The following is a 16679-nucleotide window of genomic DNA, read 5'->3' on the forward strand; positions in this document are numbered from 1 at the left end:
CATCAACTTCGCTTGCGCGAAAAATTTCTGCGGGGCTTCGCTCCTCGAAATCTAGTTGATGTTTACTCCCACTCAATAGTTGCTGGTGGTTTAGATGTAATGTCATACACGCAGCGATTGATGTGGTCTACTTCGTTTATGATACGTACTGAGATTTTTTCTAATACGTCCCAAGGGATACGTGCCCAGTCAGATGTCATACCGTCGATTGATGTTACAGCGCGGATACCGATTGTGTAATCGTATGTGCGTTGGTCACCCATTACGCCGACAGAGCGAATGTCAGGTAATACAGTGAAGTATTGCCAGATGTCGCGGTCAAGACCAGCTTTTGCGATTTCTTCACGTAGGATGAAGTCAGATTCGCGAACGATTTCTAATTTTTCTTCTGTTACTTCGCCAAGTACACGGATTCCAAGACCAGGGCCTGGGAATGGTTGACGCCATACTACTTTTTCATCAAGACCTAATTCAAGACCTAATTGACGTACTTCGTCTTTGAATAGTGTGTTTAATGGCTCGATTAATTCGAATTGCATGTCTTCTGGAAGACCACCAACGTTATGGTGTGATTTAATTGTTTGAGCTGTAGCTGTACCAGATTCAATAATGTCTGTGTATAGTGTTCCTTGTGCTAGGAAGTCCATACCTTCTAATTTTGAAGCTTCTTCGTCAAATACGTAAACGAATTCGTTACCGATGATTTTACGTTTTTTCTCTGGGTCAGAAACACCTTTTAATTTGTTCATGAAGCGTTCGCGTGCATCAATTTTGATCACGTTCATGTCGAAGTCTTCAGTGAAAGTTTTCATTACTTGTTCAACTTCACCTTTACGGTTTAAGTTGTGGTCTACGAACATACAAGTTAATTGGTCGCCGATTGCTTTGTGGATTAATACCGCTACAACTGATGAGTCAACGCCACCTGAAAGTGCGCAAAGTACTTTTTTGTCGCCAACTTGTTCACGAATTTTCTCGATTTCTACTTCGATGAAGTTCGCCATTGACCAGTCGCCTTTTGATTGGCAAATGTCTAATGCGAAGTGACGTAGTAAGTCGTTTCCATAAACAGAGTGACGTACTTCTGGGTGGAACTGTACTGCATAGAATTTGCGGCTTTCGTCTGCCATTGCAGAGATTGGGCAAGATTCGCTTGTTGCGATTGTAGTGAAGCCTTCTGGTGTTTCTGTTACAAGGTCACCGTGGCTCATCCATACAACTTGTTCTGTTGGAAGGTCTGCAAATAATGCATTCTCTTGTAAAATTTTAATTTCAGCTTTACCGTATTCACTGTTACCTGCTTTTTCAACTTTACCACCTAGTGTATGTGCCATTAATTGCATACCATAGCAAATACCTAAGATTGGTAAACCTAATTCGAAAATAGCTGGGTCAATGCTGAATGCACCTTCACCATAAACTGAGTTTGGGCCGCCTGAGAAAATAATCCCTGTAGCGTGCATGCCTTTGATGTCTTCAGCTGTAATTGTGTGTGGGTGTAATTCACTGTATACACCGAATTCACGAATACGACGTGTAATTAATTGATTATATTGGCTACCGAAATCAAGAACAACAATCTTCTCTTGATTCATTAAATTTGTACTTGCTGACAAAAGTTCCACCTCTTCATTAATAGTTAAATTGATTACGTACTCATACGGTAGGACGGATGTAGTTCATCTCAATTGATTCGAAAAGAACGCGTATGAAAATATCACTATTTTCCACGCGTCCTCACTTCACATAAAAGATGATTTACTAAGCCTCTATATATACCGTTCATCCACCTTCATAGTCAAGTTATTTACGGCAACTCGGTAGAGACATTCGAACCATATTATCGAACATATATGAGGGTAATTCAATTATTATACTTTGCACTTAGTTTAACTGTAGTAAGGCTTAAAATCAACCTCTTGTTTCATTAATTAAATTTTTCCAACATTCTTTAAATTCATCCCATCTAGCCGAATCAGCATTCGGATCATATAAGCGTCGTTCCATTAAATTTGTCAATTTCGACATATCTTCTGTACGGAGCTGTTGATCCACTCGTTTTGCGAATGTTGCTAGTGTTTCACCGTCTTCTCTCACAAGTAGATTATGACGCGCTAGTCGGCGAAGTAGTACACGATAAGCTTGTTCAATTGGTGGTTTTTTCTGATTGTAATACCAGATGAACAAGTTCACATACCAGCGATGACGTGTAAAGAATAAGACAATTGCTAGTACTATGACACTAATACTGAATGCGATTGGTAACCAATTATTCGTATTCGTTGTTGTTGCTTTTTGTTCTTTTGGTTGTTGTTCTTTTTTCGTTTCTTGCTCTTTCTTTGGTTGTTCCTTCTTTTGCTCTTCTTGCTTTTTCTGTTCTTCCTGCTTCTTTTCTTCTTCTTTTTTCGCAGGTGCTTCGTTTTGTGTCGTTTCTTCTTCGACTTGTTCATCGAATCCTTCAAAACCGATTGTCGGTTCAAATGGCATCCAACCAACTTCTGGAATGTAGACTTCTACCCATGAGTGTGCGTTATTGTTCGTTACACTATATTGGCTCATACCATCCTTTAATACTTCCGTTGAAGCGGTTTTATCGCCTGGTGAGAATCCTTTCACCCAGCGAGTTGGCACACCAATTGAGCGCATCATCATGACCATCGAAGTCGAGAAGTTATCACAATACCCTACTTTTGTGTCGAATAAGAAGCGATCAACGTAATCTTCATCACCTGTTGGATAACCGACATTTATATTTGAATAGCGATACCCCGATGTTTTAAAGTAATCGACCACTGCGTTTGCTTTATCATATACACTTTTTTCGTCTTTTGTAATATCTGTTGCTAAGTCGCGTACTCGTTTTGGCAAGGTTGCAGGAACTTGTAAATTTTCTTTTTTCTCTTTCGGTGTAATACCTGTGTCTTTTGCAATCATTTGCATGCGTGATGCATCCAATTCTTTTTGTTTATAGATTGGTTTCGTATAAACATATTCATAGCTTAATAAATCAACGACTTTACGATCTTTACCTTTTGTTGCACGAATCTTACCTGAATCTAACTCGATATAAAATTGATTGTTCTTTTCATTACTGCGTAAGATTTCTTTAATTCCATACGGTTGTACAAGGAAGCTATATTTCTTATCCATCTTCACTCGCATATCTAATTCATTCTTTTTCTTACCGCCTGGAATTGATGTTTTAATCGCTTCACCATAGTCAAATGTAGAGACGAGAATTTCGTCCTGTGCATTCTTCCAACCTCGTCCTGTATAGTAAGACTTCGATTCTACACGCATGTACTGCGGTTCTTTTGCAGTGTATTGAAAGACCGGTGTACTATCGCGTTCAAAGTCTCCCCCTAGTTGGTCGTCATTTTCAACATAACCAATTTTACCAACTGTATTAATATTAGCATTCGTCCACTTTACTAAATTTTCAATTGGCTCTGGTAAGTTTGTTGCTGCTTTTTGTTTTGGCATTGCATAAGCAAATGCCGCACTCACACCAATCAATAAAAATAACGGAACCAGTAGTTTTAAATAGTTCCCAATCGTTTGCTTCATTTTATTTTCACTCATCAGTCGCTCTGTGAATAATAAGCCCGTCAATAAGAAACCTAAAATCATCGTGCGTATAATACTTGCATCCGCATTATATTTTGTAAATGTATCAATGAGTGCTAAAAAAAGTACAGTTAAAATGAAGAAAAATAGAATAGAACGTCGAATCGTCAACCAATGGTGAATTAAATAAATGGTCATCCATAATAAAATTAAGAAGAGCATCGTTTTAAATCCATCTGACATATCTGTCCAGTTACCTGTAACAAGTGCACGCATACTTTCTGTTATACTCTGGATAAATGGTCCGTCTTGTGGCTTTTGTATGTATAACATAAACCAAATAATATAGGCGACTTTAATTCCAACAGAGATACCTGTATGTACGTGCGCAATATTTGTTACTAAGCAAATAACGATAAATAACATTAATAAACCGTAATGACCTGTATTCGTCAATTCCATAACGGGTAGTAACCATTCTCGTAACATAAAGAAAATAAGTACATATAAAAAGAGCAGCTTACTCCACTTCAACAAATCTTTATTCTCCATATCTACCCTCCTGACCCACTAAAGAAAAGCGTCCGCGTTCTACATAGACAACTTGAATACCTGCTTTTTCAGCATGATACTCAACAACTGGATCAGCTTTCCATGTTGTTTTATCATTTGGTTTTACGACATAGATGATTGGTTTACTACCGCGCGTGGCATTCATCTTTAATAAATCAATCCAATCCACATCTAACTGTGATGTAACGAGCATGAGTGCGTTTGAACTACGAACTAATTCATCATGTCCATAGATTTTCTTCGGCTCATAAATTGATGGTTCAATTGTCGCCAAATAATACATCAATTGCTCCAAATCATTCTCTGAACGAAACTCAGCTAATGAGAAGCGGTGTTCTCCTGCTCCTAAAAAACAAACAGGCTCCTTTTGGCGATGTGCCGCTTGCATAAGTGAAGCAACAAACGAAATCTGCCCTTCAAAATTCGCACCTTTTGATGTATCTAACACAACACATACATCATCTGATTGTTGATATTCAAATTCTTTCGTATAGAGCATGCCAGTTTTTGCAAAGCTCGACCAGTGAAGCCATGTCATACGATCTCCTGGGGCATAATCTCGAATACTTGCAACCATTGTCGACTGCTGCGGTTGTTTTTGTGATGTATAACCTAGCATTCCCTGTTCTTGTGAGAATCGTCTAGTGAAGGACATGTTCTCGACTTTCGGATAGACAATCAACGTCTTTTTCGCTTCAATGTATTTCGTCTTTTGAATCCACCCTAATACATCGGCTACTTGTACTTGAATACCTTCTAATTCATGGCGACCACGCGCTAGTTTTGGAACGGTATAGCTCCAACTTACTTGTCGCTTAAAGCCCATCGGTAATAACTTGTGTAAATCACGTGTTTGTAAATCCGCAAAGGCTCCTTTTGGTTCCATTTCTTGTACAACAATGAATAGAATGGGTAGCCATGATCGTCTTTTTAATGTGACTTGAACTTTTAGTGCGTCACCTTCTACAAAACGCTTATTTAAAACTTTTCGTTCGACTGTCATATGACCAATCGGCGTTAAAAATACAAGGAAGGAATACAGTGCAAATGGAATGACCATAAAGAACACAAACCATAACACGAATCCTCCTTGAATCGTTGCAAATAATAAACTGCCTAGCACAAGTAATAGGACGAGTAACATACGTGTGACAGACGATGTAATTCGTCTTAACCTCGATTTCATCGTGCTTCCGTCTTTCCAACAGGTACAGGAACACTTGCTAACACGCGTGCTACAATATCCTCTGCTGTTAAGTTTTCATAACGAATCTCTGGTTTTAAAAGAAGACGATGGGAGAATACGAATGGTGCTAAATATTGTACATCGTCTGGTGTCACATAGTTTCTTCCTTTTAAAAGCGCATAAGCTTGTGAAGCTTTCATTAAAGCAATCGAAGCACGAGGGCTTGCTCCTAAATAGATGGCTGTATGTTCACGTGTCGCTTGTGCAATCGATACAATATACTCTTTTAATAAGTCTGATACAGCTACTTCATCCACTTGTTTTTGAAGACCAATCAATTCTTCAATCGTAATCACTGCTTGTAGATTTTTAAGTGGACTTTCTCCCTCTGCTCGTCTTAACACTTCAATCTCATCTACTTTTGTTGGATAACCCATTTTCATTTTTAATAGGAAACGATCGAGTTGTGCTTCTGGTAATGGATACGTCCCTTCATACTCCACAGGATTCTGTGTCGCCATGACAAAGAACGGTTGACCAATATCGACTGTTTCACCATCAATTGTGACAGAAGCTTCTTCCATCGCTTCTAATAAAGCAGATTGTGTTTTAGGTGATGTTCGGTTAATTTCATCGGCAAGTACGATATTCCCCATGATTGGACCAGGACGGAAGTGGAATTCCATCTCTTTCGGATTATAAATTGAAACACCGACAACATCAGAAGGAAGTAAATCGGGTGTAAATTGAATACGCTTAAATTCCGCACTAAGTGACTTCGCTAAAGCACGAACCATGACTGTCTTACCTACCCCTGGCACGTCCTCTAGTAATACATGCCCTTTGGCTAGTAAAGAAACGAGGCTTAATTCGGCAATATGTTTTTTACCAATCATCACTTTCTCGATGTTTTCAATGACTGCTTGTAATTTATGTTGTGCTTCCATCCATATTCCTCCTAATATTACTGATTACTTCTATTTTGAAGTTATTTTCATTTTTCGTCAATCTAAGCGCAAGAAAACGAATTAAAATATACTTTTGATGTCTTTATTCTATAAAAAAGAGAAGATGCGCTCCAAATGTCACATCTTCCCTCTTTCCACCTAGAACATTCATCCTGTGTGAAACAAACTTAGTATTTTTTGTTTTGCGCACGAATAAGACCGATTTTACGCATGAAAAGTTCCTCCAAGTGTTCAGCTTCACCTTGAGCTAATACCTCTTCTAAAGGACCATTCATTAACACTTCACCATCATGTAGTAGAAGTACATCGTCTGCCAATTCTTCTGCGAATGATAGTAAGTGTGTAGAGAATAAAACCGTCTTACCTAAATCTTTTTGTTCTTGTAAGATTTGTTTTAACTCTGCAATCCATAATAGATCCAGTCCGTTCGTTGGTTCATCTAAGATGAGTAATTTTTCATCACCTAGTAAACTTTGTGCTAAGTTCAGGCGTTGACGCATCCCTTTAGAGAACTGACGCACATGCTGTTTTCTAAATTCCCATAGACCAACGCGCTTTAATACTTGTTCTACATCAGACTTTGGTAATTTTTTCAGATGCGCAAGTAGTTGTAGAATTTCATACGCTGTTAACGTTTGTGGGAAGTTTACGTCATCTGGCATGTACTTAATCGATACGCCATCTTCCCATTGTAATTCACCTGACTCTAAATCTTCTTGACCGATTAATAAGCGAATTAGCGTACTTTTACCCGCACCGTTACCACCTGCTAAAGCAATAATTCTTCCGCTATTTAATTCAAAGTTAATGCCATGTAAACCATTATTAGAGGAATAGACTTTTTTGACATCAATACCTTTTACAATCATTCTGCTTTCCCCTTTCTAGATAGAATCCACTGTGCAAACAGTAGGGGACCTAAAATCCAAGCAACACAAACAACCATATAGATTAGATAACCAAAAACAGAATTATAGAATTCTGTGAAGTCAAAGAAAGCAGGTCCTAAAGCAGTTGTTTGTCCAGAGAATAGGAAATAACCGAAGCGAATCCATTCTGCAGGGTTTAAATGCATCATAATAATCGTTAATGTTAACGTTAATTTACCTGATACGAATGTACCGATTGCCATTAATAAATATGAAATTAATAGCAGTGCAGCTGCCCAGACAACGAGTGAGAGAGACAGTGCGTGTAGTCGGTTTTTTGCAATGACACCGCATAGTACGGCAATTGCTGCAAAAATTAAGACGAGTAGGATTGAGAGTGTAACGAATACTAAAGGTAATTGCACAGAACCTGCAATACCACTCATAATTAATACGACTGCAAACGATAGGATTAAGATTAAGAAGAACGATAAAACAATGGAGATGTATTTACCGAAAATGTAACTTCCAAGTGACAGAGGATATGTTTTTAAGAGTGAGTACCATCCTGACTCCACATCGCTCGCCACACTCATACTACCGATTGTTAAGATGAATAGTGGTAGTAAGAAAAGTAATAGATTTAAAAAGCTTGCTGTTTGTCTCGTAAAACCATCAACAGGTAATGCGAGTTGTTGAATCAATGCAATTGCTGCAAAGACTAGAATGAACAGAACACCGACAAGTTGCATCCAGCGACTGCGGAGCATCTGCTTCCATTCTAGTTTAATAAAAAGTTGGTTCATGATGGATTACGCTCCCCAATTAAAGCTTTTTAGTTCGTCAAAGCTCATTACTTTTCCAGAGCCATTCTTTTCAACATATTTTTTTGCTGCTGCTTCATCTTTGAATGCAATGACACCATAACTCATTGGTGTTGGTACTTTTTTATCGTAAACGAATGTTGATTTTTCAACGTCTAACCATTCGTCACTGTCATTATCTTTAATGAATGCTTCACCAATATCATCTTTGTTCATTGTTTTATAGTAATCCATTAAACAACCGAGATCATCGAACATTTCATAATCGCCATTTTTCAAAGCGATTTGTCCAGCGTATTTTTCATTCGCTAAACTCATGTTACAGATTTTGCAAATGTCTGTTTGTTTATTAATTTCTTTTGCTTCATATTCTTTATTACCACAAGCAGTTAATAAGAGACTTGTCGCTAAAAGTGCGCCTAACCATTTTTTCTTCATATTTTAACACTCCTTCTCCAGCCATAAAGACTACCAATAAATAAAATACCACCTAAAATAATGAGCCAAATTTTCATTGGGCGTTCTGTTTCAAATTCTGTAATGGATTTCATACGTGGTTTTTCATCCACTAATTGACTTGTTTCTGTCTTATTTGTTTGTTGGTCCATCTGATTCAGTAGTACAACACTTGGTGATTCAATGTAGTATTGGTAAGCAGGTTCACGTACCATCCACTGTCCAAAACTTTGAAGTGCTACATATTTTGAGTCGCCAATACCATCATCTTCTATGTCAAAACCAGAATAATCATCATAGTAGTTTCCGACAATATTACTCGCTGTACCATCTGAACGAATGTTCACGATATTCCCCAGGAAATCATTATGCTCTACTTCGTTCTCTTTATAAGACCCTGTGAATTCAACTGCTGTTTGATTCGTTAAAAATGTATTATCAAGAATCGTTGATTTTTTCATATTTTGACTTGAAATCGCTGTTCGATTCCCGATTAATTCATTATTTTTCGTCACGATATTCTCTGCATTATAAAGTGTAAAACCTGAACTATTCCAATCACTTTGATATTGGATTTTGTTCTTTTCTAATAATGCATTTTTTGCAATCATGAGCATAATTCCTGTCACATTATTTTCAAGTGTATTTCCTGTTGCATAAATATCTTTTCCGTACATATAGTGAAGACCATAGCGACTAAATGTAGCAATATTATTAATGATTCGTGATCCTGTTACACGTTCTAAATAATAAGCATCTAGCACTTCTGTAATGTCACTATCGGAGATATTAATGCGCTTACTATCATATGCCGCAATCCCTGTCCCCTTATCTGCATACTGTCCATCAATACCACGCATCTTAAAGTTTTTTACGTGGACATCCGATGAGTTTCGAATGTTTACACCGCTGAACATATAGACCATCTTCAGGTTCTCAATATGTATTTGTGAAGATTTCTTCACATCTATGGCAGACTGAGAACGTGAAAAATTCAAATTTTTAAGGGTGACATCTTTTGTGTTTTCGATTGTTAATACTGTCTTATCATAGCCAGCTTTCAGCAGTGTTTTTTCACCACCGACAATCGTAATCGGCTTACGAATCGTTGCCTGTTCTCGGTACACACGATCAAATAGTTTTAACGTGCCTCCGCTTGGCGTTTTGTCGATTTGTTTTTGTAGTGATTCAGCATGGGCTTGTGCTGAAAAGCCAATTAGGCTAATGAAAAAAACGAGTAAAAAACGCCATTTCATATTGGTGCCTCCATTAACTACAAAGGGGAATTGCCCAAAAGGACAACTCCACTTCATGTATTATTTACTTAATGACCGCTGTTATCTGAATGTTCTTCGCTGTCTTTATGGTCTTCTTTACTATCACCGTGGTGACCGCCACCATTTGCTGCTTTGTACTTTTCGTGTGCTACATCATCAATGTCACTTACTTTTACGATTTTTGCACCTTTATGTTTGTCTGTGAAAGCTTTTGCACTTGCATCGTCTTTGAAGTAAGCAAAACCATAATGCATTGGTGTTTTAATGTCGCCTTTGACAACAACTGCATCATCAAGTTTCATCCAACTCTTATCATCGTAGTTTCTCACATATTTATCAAGTGTTACGTCGTGCTTTCTTTCATAGTTTAACATACAACCTGCATCATCAAAGAATAAATTCTTCCCGTCTTTGTCGACAGCTTGAGCTGTAAATGCGCCCATTTCATCCGACTTTTGATAAACAGTCATATTACAAAATGCACACACTTCATCTTTCGCTGGCTCTTTTAATGTGATGCCATCCACTACAGTTGTACCATTTGAATCTTTTGTTTGATTTTCAGTTTGTGTTGTTGAAGCAGTTGTCTTTGGTGATTCCTCTTTCTTCGCTTCATCTTCTGTATTTCCGCAAGCCGTTAATAATGACATAGCAATTAATGCACTAATTCCTAAACGATATTTCATATATTTTCCACTCCTTTTTTTCATTCACTTTATACTCTAACGGTCAATTGTGAAATAAGATGAAAGTTCATGTGACTTTTTTTCGTCAAAAATGAAATCTATTAGAAAAAAATCATCGAAACTTTTCACATAAAAAAAAGAACCGTACTTAATTTTGTACGGTCTCTTTCATTCTACACGAACATACTATTTCCAAAAATCATCGTACACGGTAATTGGTAGATGACGTTTATGTTGTGAGCGTAAATAATGCTTTTCAAGTGTTTCTTGTGCTGCTTTTGGAATTTCCTTACCTTCCAAGTAATCATCAATTTCATCATATGTGATGCCAAGCGCTACCTCATCTGGCAGAGAAGGACGATTTTCCTCAAGATCGGCAGTTGGTGTTTTTTCATATAGATGTTTTGGACATCCGAGTTCCGCTAACATCGCGCGACCTTGACGCTTATTCAAACGCCATAAAGGTGTTAAATCTGCACCACCGTCACCGTACTTTGTATAGAAACCTGTTACTGCCTCTGCCGCATGGTCTGTGCCAATGACAACTGCTTGTTTCGCAGCCGCAATCGCAAACTGGACTTTCATGCGTTCACGTGCTTTTTCATTTCCTTTGATAAAGTCAGATAATGTAATACCTGCGTCTGCTAAAGCTTGAACACCTGCATCTACTGCTGGTTTTACATTCACTGTATAAACCTGTGTTGGATTCATAAAAGCAAGCGCATCATTACAATCTGATTCATCTGCTTGTACACCGTAAGGAAGGCGTACTGCATAAAACGTATAGCGCTGTTCACCTGCTTCATCATTCAATTCATCCACAGCCATTTGTGTTAGTTTGCCTGCCAATGTTGAATCTTGTCCACCTGAAATACCTAATACGAAGCCTTTTACGAACGAGTGCTTGTATGCATATTCCTTTAAAAAATCAATTGTACGACGAATTTCTTCATGTACATTAATCGTTGGTTGTACATGTAATTCTTTTATAATCTGTTGTTGAAGTGTCATTTTTCAAAGCCCCCAATTCGATCATTTACCACCTTAATCATTTCTTGCACTTCTGCGATATTACGCATTTTGTTATCCCAACATTTTTGGCTTAAATCAACAGGATATTCTTCTGGATTCAGTGAACGCTTATATTCATCCCATAGTAATTGTAAGTTGTCTTTTGCATATTGCTTCATCTCATGCACTGTTGGGCTTGTGTAGATGACTTCCCCTTGTTCAATCACTTTTGTGTGTAAGTTCTTCGCTTCAAAGTTTGTGACAAATTTTGAGATGAATGTGTGAACAGGATGGAACATCTTAATTTTCTCTTCTGATTGTGGGTCTTCATCATACATCGTAATGTAATCACCCTCAGCCTTACCATTTTCACGATCGATAATGCGATATAGCTTTTTGCGTCCTGGTGTCGTTACTTTTTCTGCGTTTGCAGAAATCTTAATTGTATCGACCATCTCACCATGTTCGTCCTCAATTGATACAATTTTATAGACTGCGCCTAATGCTGGTTGGTCATAGGCTGTAATAATCTTTGTACCGATTCCCCACATATCCACTTTTGCATCTTGTGCTTTTAAGTTCAACATCGTGTATTCATCTAAATCATTTGAAACAACGATTTTTGCGTCTTTGAATCCTGCTTCGTCTAACATTTTTCGAGCAGCTTTTGATAGAAAAGCAATATCACCGCTATCTAAACGAATACCGATAAAGTTAATTTTGTCACCTAATTCTTTTGCAACTTGAATCGCTGAAGGAACACCGGATTTTAACGTATCGAATGTATCAACTAAGAATACGCAGTCTCGGTGACGACGTGCGTATGCATGGAACGCTTCATAATCACTACGATAAGATTGAACAAGTGAATGTGCATGTGTTCCAGCGACAGGGAGGTCAAATAGTTTTCCTGCGCGCACATTACTTGTTGATTCAAATCCACCAATAATAGCAGCACGTGTACCCCAAATCGCTGCATCCATCTCTTGCGCGCGACGTGTACCGAACTCCATTACAATCTCATTTTCTGCTACATGTTTAATACGACTTGCTTTTGTTGCGATTAATGTTTGGTAGTTCACAATATTTAAGAGAGCTGTTTCGATTAATTGCGCTTCTACAAGAGGCGCTTCAATGCGTACAATTGGTTCATTGCCAAAGACAATCTCACCTTCTACCATTGAATAAACATCACCTGTAAAACGTAGATCTTTCAAATACTCAATAAAATCTTCTTGATAACCTACTTCATCACGTAAATAGGCAATATCAGATTCACTGAATTTAAAATCTCGTAAATACTCAAGCATACGTTCCAAACCGGCAAATATAGCGTATCCATTGCCAAATGGAAGTTTTCTAAAATAAAGTTCAAACACTGATTTTCGATTATGAATCCCATCCGCCCAATAAGATTCTGCCATATTAATTTGATATAAGTCTGTGTGTAACGCTAAGCTGTCGTCAGGGTAAGTTGCTTTCATCTTTATACTCCTTCTTCCACTGTTTCATTTAGTCATTTAATACTTCATTTAGCGAATTACTCCGTATACTACCCGAATGGCTCCATTTCAAGTCATTTCTCATATATTTCAACGCTAAAATAAATATGTATGTCTATTATCATAGCAAAAAATAAGAGGTAAGTCGTCTATCTTGTCATAACTTTGACACATACACATTTTGTAAGTGCTATTATACCATGTAAAAAGTAAACTACTTACAAAAATCATTTGAAGTATTCGACTATAGCGATTAAACTAAATAGGCACCATATTTTCCTATTCCTTACATATGCTTTTTTGACGTTGTGTTTGGAATTTAAAAGAGGAGAGGAAGAAGTTCACATGAAGACCTATACGGTTCAAATTGCTGGATTTACACGTCATTTACCCATCGTTCAAATCGAAGAAAACTTATCAATTGCAAGTTTTGATTTACTTGGGGATGTAGAACTTGTTGAAGTAGCTGCACAAAAACTGGCTGAAAAATTACCACATGTTGATGTACTTATCACAGCAGAAGCAAAAGGTATACCACTTGTTTATGAACTATCGAAGAAGTTACAGTTACCACGCTATGTTGTCGCACGCAAACAAATAAAAAGTTATATGAACCAACCCATGATTCATGAAGTAAACTCAATTACAACGTCGACACCTCAGATTTTAGCAATTGGCTATGAGGATGCTGCTTTTTTAAATTATAAACGTGTTGCCATTGTTGATGATGTTATTAGCTCAGGTTCTTCTCTTGAAGCATTAGAAGCTCTTGTACAAAAAGCTGGCGGTGAAATTGTTGCAAAAGCTTGTATCTTAGTAGAAGGCGACTCCATTGGTCGTTGCGATGTGATTCATTTAGACAAGCTACCACTTTTCACTAATCACATACCAAATCCATCACATACATAACAAAAAGAGGACAGAATGATTTTATAATCATCTGTCCTCCTTCATCATTTATATTTGAATTTTTTCATGTTGTAGCAAACGCTCTTTCAGTGGTAAACCGCTACGAAATCCTGTTAGTTTACCATTCTTTCCAATAACACGATGACATGGAATGACGATGAGTAAAGGATTTTTTCCAATTGCAGATGCTACAGCACGTATCGCAGTTGGCTTACCAATCGCTTCTGCTATTTGTGCATAATAACGGGTCTCACCATACGGAATGTTTACGAGCTCTTGCCAAACTTTTTTTTGAAAATCTGTTCCCTGTAAATCCATTGTTATCTGATCCAATTTGAATACTTGCTCTTTTGCATATGCTTCAAAATGGTTTATGAATGGCGCTAACTTCAAATCATCTCGAATCAGATGATCTGCGTATTCATTCAATTCATCCCAATCATTCGTTACAAAAGACAGCCCTTCTTCTGTACAAGCAACATAAAATTTCGTTTCTAGCGCTTGCCATTCCGTATAGTACATAACATCACACTCAACTTTCTAACGTTTTTTTATATTGTTTAGGTGTTGTACCAACCAAATTTTTAAATAATGTTATAAAATAAGACGTGTTATGTAATCCCACTTGATGTCCAATTTCTTCAACTGATAAATACGTGTGTTTTAATAACTCCACTGCACGCTGAATGCGTACTTTTTGTAAGTATTCTGTTGGTGTATAACCCTTTACACTTTTATATACACGTTGTAAATGATAGGGGCTACTATGAAATTCATCTGCTAAGACACGTAATGTAATATGTTCTTGATAATATTGATCCATATAAGCATTCATCTGATTGGTCCAGTCTTGATTACTTAGTTTTAAGCCACCTGGTTTACAACGTTTACATGGATAATAACCTGATTCCATTGCTAAGTCACTATTTTTATAGATGCGTACATGTTCTACATCTGGCTTACAAGATGGACATGACGGCTTACAAAAAATCTTTGTTGTCGTAATTGCGTAAACAAATTCACGGTCTACACTTGAAGTTCTCATTTGAATTGCTTGCCATTCAAATTCTGTTGGCGTACGTCCTAACATATAATCATCACCTAATTTCTTTTTTCTTTCTAATTAAACATCTATTTTATCGAACTGATTTTAAAGGAGTGGTTTTTTTGAATTCAATTTATCAACCTGCTATACATTTTCAAGATGTTCATCTAACAATTGATGGACAAACGATTTTAAATGGCATTACAGGATCTATTCCAGATGGGAAAATCACCACATTCGTTGGTCCTTCTGGTGCTGGTAAAACAACTTTACTCAAGATGTGTAATCGTCTCATCTCCCCAACAAGCGGAGAGATTCAAATCTATAATAAAAATGCACAGGATTATAACCCTGTTGATTTACGCAGAGAAGTCGGAATTGCCCTTCAATCTGCTCCTATGATTAAAGGAACAGTCTATGATAACTTGAATCTTCCACGTACACTTCAAAACCAACAATTATCACGAGAAGATGCCATCTCTATCTTACAGGACGTCGGACTAGACGAAACGTTTCTTAAAAAGGATGCATTGGACTTATCTGGCGGGCAAAAACAACGTGTATCCATTGCACGTACACTCGTCAATCGCAATAAAATTTTATTATTAGACGAGATTACTTCTGCACTCGATCGTATTTCTGTACGTGAAGTTGAGGAGCTTATTCAAAAGATTAATAAAAAATACCATGTAACAATTATTTGGATTACACATAATTTAGAGCAAGCGATTCATTTAGGTGATTATGTATGGGTATTGATGGATGGCCAATTGATAGAAGCAGGCGAGAGTTCCATTCTAAAGTCACCGAAGAATGAGCGAGTTAAACAATTTATTGAGGGGGTAGATGCATGAGTTATACAGCACTTGCGATTACTTTATTATTCGTTTTAATTCCTTTAATTCTTTCAAAAACGCTACACTTACAATTAGAAAAAGACACAATCATCGCAACGATTCGTTCGATTGTTCAACTACTCATTGTCGGGTATATTCTAAAATTTGTTTTTACAAGTGATGGTTATCTTTATACAGGACTGATGATTGGTTTAATGGTTTTAGCCGCTACATTAAATGCGCGAAAAAAAGGTTCACATATTGATGGGATCACGTGGAAACTTGTCGTCACATTTTTAACAGTTGAAGTGATTACAATGTCTATTTTAATTGGTCTAAACGTAGTACCAGCTACACCTCAATATATGATTCCCCTAAGTGGTATGGCAATTGGAAATGCGATGGTTCTCTCTATTCTATTTTTAAATCGCTTCTCTTCTGAAATTGAAGCCTATGAAGACCAGATTGAATTAATCTTGTCATTAGGTGGTACACCAAAACAAGCGATTCATAGACAGTTGATCTCTTCGATTAAAGCGAGTATGATTCCAACGATTGAAAGCCAAAAAACAATCGGATTGGTTCAACTCCCTGGTATGATGAGTGGTCAAATTATTGCAGGAGCTGACCCTATTCAAGCGGTACAATTCCAGTTACTCGTTCTTTTCATGCTACTATCTACAGCTGCATTATCGAGTGTTATTTTAGGATTTTTATCGTATCCAACACTGTTCAATAAACAAATGCAAATGATTCATGAGAAATTTTCTGGTGAATGAAAAAATCGTCTTCCCATTCCATGTGAGAAGACGACTTTTTTGTCATAATATTAATTTTGTACCTAGTAACAAGTTACAGATTTTGAGACTCAATTGCAACTCGTTTGTCATAAAACAGTGTAAATTCTGTAACAAAATAGTCCAAAAAGGTTTAAAATCATTAGTTTTCAGCTACAAGTCTATCTTATAAT

Annotated in this window: 16 protein-coding genes and 1 riboswitch; of the genes, 3 read left to right on the forward strand and 13 right to left on the reverse strand. The window is 37.2% G+C overall.

The annotated features are described in order from the left end of the window. Nucleotides 1-62: 62 nt before the first annotated feature. The 11 genes from guaA to QN089_RS13130 all read right to left on the reverse strand — a co-directional run bounded on the left by guaA (nt 63) and on the right by QN089_RS13130 (nt 12901). A complete protein-coding gene (gene guaA / locus QN089_RS13080; RefSeq protein WP_121178177.1) occupies nt 63-1595 on the reverse strand; it encodes a glutamine-hydrolyzing GMP synthase in 1533 nt (510 codons plus the stop codon). 180 nt (nt 1596-1775) lie between these two features. Further along, nucleotides 1776-1877, reverse strand: a riboswitch (purine riboswitch). Between the two features lie 34 nt (nt 1878-1911). Continuing rightward, nucleotides 1912-4119 (reverse strand): DUF4129 domain-containing transglutaminase family protein, encoded by a 2208-nt coding sequence (locus QN089_RS13085; protein WP_285215480.1) that lies wholly within the window; start codon nt 4117-4119, stop codon nt 1912-1914. Then, entirely contained in the window at nt 4109-5326 is a 1218-nt protein-coding gene (locus QN089_RS13090) for a DUF58 domain-containing protein (protein WP_285215481.1), read from the reverse strand. Before QN089_RS13090 ends, QN089_RS13085 begins: the two co-directional genes overlap by 11 nt. Next, nucleotides 5323-6273, reverse strand: coding sequence for an AAA family ATPase (locus tag QN089_RS13095; protein ID WP_068450683.1), 951 nt, complete (start codon nt 6271-6273; stop codon nt 5323-5325). Before QN089_RS13095 ends, QN089_RS13090 begins: the two co-directional genes overlap by 4 nt. A 188-nt stretch (nt 6274-6461) precedes the next feature. Continuing rightward, nucleotides 6462-7163, reverse strand: coding sequence for an ABC transporter ATP-binding protein (locus QN089_RS13100; RefSeq protein ID WP_068450681.1), 702 nt, complete (start codon nt 7161-7163; stop codon nt 6462-6464). Beyond that, nucleotides 7160-7969 (reverse strand): ABC transporter permease, encoded by an 810-nt coding sequence (locus tag QN089_RS13105; protein WP_068450679.1) that lies wholly within the window; start codon nt 7967-7969, stop codon nt 7160-7162. Before QN089_RS13105 ends, QN089_RS13100 begins: the two co-directional genes overlap by 4 nt. 6 nt (nt 7970-7975) lie before the next feature. Beyond that, entirely contained in the window at nt 7976-8425 is a 450-nt protein-coding gene (locus tag QN089_RS13110; protein ID WP_068450678.1) for a nitrous oxide reductase accessory protein NosL, read from the reverse strand. Further along, complete coding sequence (locus tag QN089_RS13115) at nt 8422-9699, reverse strand: right-handed parallel beta-helix repeat-containing protein (RefSeq protein ID WP_285215482.1); 1278 nt, start codon at nt 9697-9699, stop codon at nt 8422-8424. Before QN089_RS13115 ends, QN089_RS13110 begins: the two co-directional genes overlap by 4 nt. A 68-nt stretch (nt 9700-9767) precedes the next feature. Next, entirely contained in the window at nt 9768-10406 is a 639-nt protein-coding gene (locus tag QN089_RS13120; protein ID WP_082701339.1) for a nitrous oxide reductase accessory protein NosL, read from the reverse strand. Nucleotides 10407-10592: 186 nt separating this feature from the next. Further along, complete coding sequence (gene nadE / locus QN089_RS13125) at nt 10593-11417, reverse strand: ammonia-dependent NAD(+) synthetase (protein WP_087680602.1); 825 nt, start codon at nt 11415-11417, stop codon at nt 10593-10595. After that, the gene (locus QN089_RS13130) at nt 11414-12901 is read right to left on the reverse strand and encodes a nicotinate phosphoribosyltransferase (RefSeq protein ID WP_068450674.1); all 1488 of its coding nucleotides are present in this window, start codon (nt 12899-12901) and stop codon (nt 11414-11416) included. Before QN089_RS13130 ends, nadE begins: the two co-directional genes overlap by 4 nt. Before the next feature lie 363 nt (nt 12902-13264). Here QN089_RS13130 and QN089_RS13135 point away from each other — a divergent pair, with 363 nt between their 5' ends. After that, a complete protein-coding gene (locus QN089_RS13135; RefSeq protein ID WP_068450672.1) occupies nt 13265-13828 on the forward strand; it encodes a phosphoribosyltransferase family protein in 564 nt (187 codons plus the stop codon). A 48-nt stretch (nt 13829-13876) separates the two neighbouring features. Here the strand turns inward: QN089_RS13135 and QN089_RS13140 are convergent, their stop codons facing one another. Further along, nucleotides 13877-14350 carry a methylated-DNA--[protein]-cysteine S-methyltransferase gene (locus QN089_RS13140; RefSeq protein WP_285215483.1) on the reverse strand — a complete coding sequence of 158 codons (474 nt, stop codon included), beginning with the start codon at nt 14348-14350 and terminating at the stop codon, nt 13877-13879. A gap of 10 nt (nt 14351-14360) precedes the next feature. After that, nucleotides 14361-14918, reverse strand: coding sequence for an Ada metal-binding domain-containing protein (locus QN089_RS13145; RefSeq protein ID WP_068450667.1), 558 nt, complete (start codon nt 14916-14918; stop codon nt 14361-14363). Between the two features lie 77 nt (nt 14919-14995). On the opposite strand from QN089_RS13145, the gene QN089_RS13150 reads away from it, so the two are divergent. Then, complete coding sequence (locus tag QN089_RS13150; protein ID WP_068450665.1) at nt 14996-15727, forward strand: ABC transporter ATP-binding protein; 732 nt, start codon at nt 14996-14998, stop codon at nt 15725-15727. Continuing rightward, nucleotides 15724-16488, forward strand: coding sequence for an ABC transporter permease (locus QN089_RS13155; RefSeq protein WP_068450663.1), 765 nt, complete (start codon nt 15724-15726; stop codon nt 16486-16488). The genes QN089_RS13150 and QN089_RS13155 overlap by 4 nt, the downstream gene beginning before the upstream one ends. The last annotated feature ends 191 nt before the right edge of the window (nt 16489-16679 follow it).

This window comes from Kurthia sp. YJT4, from assembly GCF_030219945.1.
Classification (GTDB): domain Bacteria; phylum Bacillota; class Bacilli; order Bacillales_A; family Planococcaceae; genus Kurthia; species Kurthia gibsonii.